Source organism: Lacihabitans sp. CS3-21 (genome assembly GCF_024343675.1).
Classification (GTDB): Bacteria; Bacteroidota; Bacteroidia; order Cytophagales; family Spirosomataceae; genus Leadbetterella.
In genome coordinates this window covers 1-1,557 of the sequence record NZ_RJUD01000052.1, presented here as the reverse complement: position 1 = coordinate 1,557, position 1,557 = coordinate 1, and the positions used below count along the sequence as shown (strand labels likewise).

The following is a 1,557-nucleotide window of genomic DNA, read 5'->3' as shown; positions in this document are numbered from 1 at the left end:
GATGTCAACGGAGAATTTCTGGGTAAGCTCAAAGCCTGTATCAACAAAAAAGACATGGACATCAGGGTCGATCTGTACGAAATACTGCCTGACGGTCGACTGCATTGGCTAAGTTACTCCCTTCAAAGGGCCAGTTTTATTGAAAACAGAGAGAAAAGGCAGCTTTTAATCCCAAATAAAAAAGAAACATTGAGCATTAAGGATTCATTTTTTACTTCCAAGACCATCGGTGCGGGAAGTAGGCTGGCGGTTGTTTTATCTATCAACAAAAACCTCGATTGGGAAATCAACTATGGAACTGGTAAAGAGGTTAGCACCGAAACCATAAAAGACGCTAAGGTGCCACTCCAAATCAAGTGGTACGCAGACAGTTTTATAAAAATTCCAGTATTTAAATATTGAGTCAAAAGCACCCATTACATCATTAACCCATTAGCAAATTAACTAATTATCACCTTAACAAATTACCCTCCAATTTCTCCTTGACGGACAGACTCTGGGTAGGTTACTGTAATGTGATTTGCTGAGAAAGCTGCTTTTAGTCGGGACCTGATGTCATAGGTCACATCCCAATAATCGTCAGGCTTAACGTAGGGTTTTACACTGATTTTTACAAAAAAGTTATCGAAAGTTTCGATGCCAATTTGTGGTACGGGTTCATTTAGTACCAAAGGAGTTTTTTCGAGCACTTGCTCTATGATGCCTTTGATCTTTGGGAAACTTTCCTCATAAGGCATGTGTATGTCTATTTCTAGCCGGATGAATCCTTTTTTGGAGTAGTTGGTTACGATTTGGGAGGTCACTTGGGCATTGGGAATAATCAGGGTTTTGTGGCCAGGAGTGACGAGGATAGTATTGAATATCTGAATCTCCTCCACTTTGCCAAACTTGCCGTTAATGTCTATCCAGTCGCCCACTTTGTAGGGTTTAAAAATGAGGATCAATATACCCGAGGCGAAGTTGCCCAAGCCACCTTGAAGAGCCAACCCCACCGCAAAACCGGCGGCAGCCAACATACCCACCAGTGCTGAAGTATCAAAACCCGCAATGCCAGCGGCCATTAACAATATGGCTATCTTGAGAGCGATGCCAAATATTGAACCCAAAAAGGAAGTGATTTCGGGCGAGAAATTGGAGCGTTTTAGGCGTTCAATGACCGCTTTTTCCAGTTTTTTGGCTATCCAAAATCCAATAATTAAAACGGCAATGGCCCCCACCAATTTCGGTGCGTAGGCGATGATGTTGGCTAATATTAGTTCCAGATATTTTTCTAGGTTGGGCATGCTTGATGATTTTCATACAAAGGTAAGGTGGTTTTTCAATGCTTTCAATCTGTATGCGTTTGAATTTTTTGAGTTTTTGGAACCCAGATTAAAAGCAAAATGGTATTACCTCAGTTGACTTCAAACTAAAGTGGATTGAAATTCTTAAAATTCAATTAGCACAGGGCATATCTTTTACCTAATTCCCGTATCAATGCTGATGTCAACCGTTGTGGTTTTCCCACTCTCAATTTTTATGTCCTTCGGAAATCCCTTTCTCGAAAAAACGTTGTCA

The 1,557-nt window shown here is 40.9% G+C and carries 1 protein-coding gene and 1 pseudogene; one reads left to right on the top strand and one right to left on the bottom strand.

Features of this window, described 5'->3' with window-relative positions; genetic code table 11:
• Nucleotides 1-402: pseudogene (locus EGI24_RS14265) on the top strand (peptidase S15); the annotation flags it as partial.
• A gap of 62 nt (nt 403-464) precedes the next feature.
• Here EGI24_RS14265 and EGI24_RS14260 read toward each other — a convergent pair.
• Entirely contained in the window at nt 465-1,283 is an 819-nt protein-coding gene (locus tag EGI24_RS14260) for a mechanosensitive ion channel family protein (RefSeq protein ID WP_255047742.1), read from the bottom strand.
• Nucleotides 1,284-1,557 lie beyond the last annotated feature (274 nt).

Bases quoted from the DNA above. Each gene is read 5' to 3' on its own strand.
- EGI24_RS14260 (WP_255047742.1), bottom strand. From the start codon at position 1,283: ATGCCCAACCTAGAAAAATATCTGGAACTAATATTAGCCAACATCATC.